The 1,679-nt window shown below is 40.1% G+C and carries 2 protein-coding genes; one reads left to right on the forward strand and one right to left on the reverse strand.

Annotation, left to right across the window (positions count from 1 at the left end):
• The first annotated feature begins 430 nt into the window (after positions 1-430).
• Positions 431-889 (forward strand): hypothetical protein, encoded by a 459-nt coding sequence (locus FHT67_RS29600; protein WP_167202144.1) that lies wholly within the window; start codon positions 431-433, stop codon positions 887-889.
• A gap of 381 nt (positions 890-1,270) precedes the next feature.
• Here the strand turns inward: FHT67_RS29600 and FHT67_RS29815 are convergent, their stop codons facing one another.
• Positions 1,271-1,483, reverse strand: coding sequence for a hypothetical protein (locus FHT67_RS29815; RefSeq protein WP_208403723.1), 213 nt, complete (start codon positions 1,481-1,483; stop codon positions 1,271-1,273).
• Positions 1,484-1,679: the final 196 nt, after the last annotated feature.

A 1,679-nucleotide genomic window follows, 5' to 3' on the forward strand; every position in this document is an offset into this window, starting at 1 on the left:
AGAGCGCCTCCCTGATGTGTTGTCGACAAACCCATCATACCGAGGCGCTCCTTTTTTTACAAAGCTCATTTCTTAAGCTCTACAGGATTGTTTAGTTCACCAGAAAGTGACTGTCAGCAATATTTACCATGGTCCTTAGTATATCTGTACATTGCATAGTAATGAATCTATGAATCTAATATATGAAAAGGCAAGTTCTATTAACCTCCGTCTGCTAGAGCGCCAAAATTCCCCCCGTTGCACATAGGTTATATCCACACAGCTAACTCCCTTTATTTGACCAAAGCGATTTCTTCAACCCCAATCACACTTTTCATCATGTGGAATCCCCCCGGACTGAAAATGTCCGGATTGTACAAGTCCTGTATCTGTCTACAGAAACAGCTAATACGGCTACCTTAATTAGCCCGTTATGAAAGGAGGTGATAGTATGCCTGTTAATATAGTAGATCACCAATATCAAGATGTTGCTGCAGGAACGGGGTCGCTTCCATTTTTAATCTCACCGGGTGCAGAATACCTGTTAACTTCAGTTTTTCTCCAAGTCAGCAACATCAACAACCGGATTGAAATAAAAGCAACAATTGGCTGGGAAGCACAGCTGCTGCTGCTCACAGTTGTTCCGAAGTTGCTCTTTCGCATCCGGAGAGGCGGTACCGCTGCACCTGCTCCTATTGTGTTCCAGACAACAGATTCTGCTTTTATCGGAACAAGAGATGAAGGACCTTGGGTAACGCAAGATTTCACGACAGCCTTCCAGCATACGGAAGCAGCAGCAGTTGGTGTAGTTGGTACATTCCAGCAATATTCTTTGACCGTAGAACACATTGGCCAGAATGCCGTTACCATAACCGGTCCCGTGCATCTTGCCGGAACGGTCTATCTGTAATAGGCTCTAAATAGGTGGTTGGTTAGAGATGGTAACCTACCGCCTTTTTTTTGTTTTTCATTCAATAAAGAATCTCATCATTCATAATACGATATTGCTGATTTGCCATCTGACCCTTGTAAATTGAGGCCTTACAAGGGTCTTTGTTTTTTTTTACCACAATAGAACAGAAAATAAATTAGAAGCCCATGTAGGGAGATCTACATGGGCTTGGAGTGTGATAGCTATGGGTAAGATAGCTATCATCTCATAATATGCTCTGAAAGCTGAAAGGTGTAACAAATCCTACAACTCGCGATGATCAGGAAGTGACTAAGCCTACCCATAACTGCGTTGATTGGACTATCGGTCCCAGTTAGCGTAAGAACCATGGCATTATACTTAGGGATTATTTTTTTCTTTACTCATGCTAATGAGCGCGAATATAACAATTAGTATTAATATTATTAACGAAATTATTGGGATCTCATCAAACACATTTCCGTATGATGCATTGGTTGATGAAGCTTTTATTGATCTTGATATTTGAGCAAGTTCCAGCACGATTACAAAAGTAAATAACGCACCTATTAAATATGAAATACCTGTTTTCAAACATATCCCCCCTTGAAACTTAATTCTCTTATCATCCAACTACTGACAAATGGTATAGGCAGTCTTTCTCTCATTTAATATTACCACATATTGGAACTAAACTCCCTCTATGAAGAATCACTTTTCTCTTAAATTCTCATGTTTCCTTAGATTTTGAACGTTTTTCTTTCATACCAGACAATCATTAGATGGAACA

It is taken from the genome of Paenibacillus sp. BK720, assembly GCF_011761545.1.
Taxonomy (GTDB): Bacteria; Bacillota; Bacilli; order Paenibacillales; family Paenibacillaceae; genus Pristimantibacillus.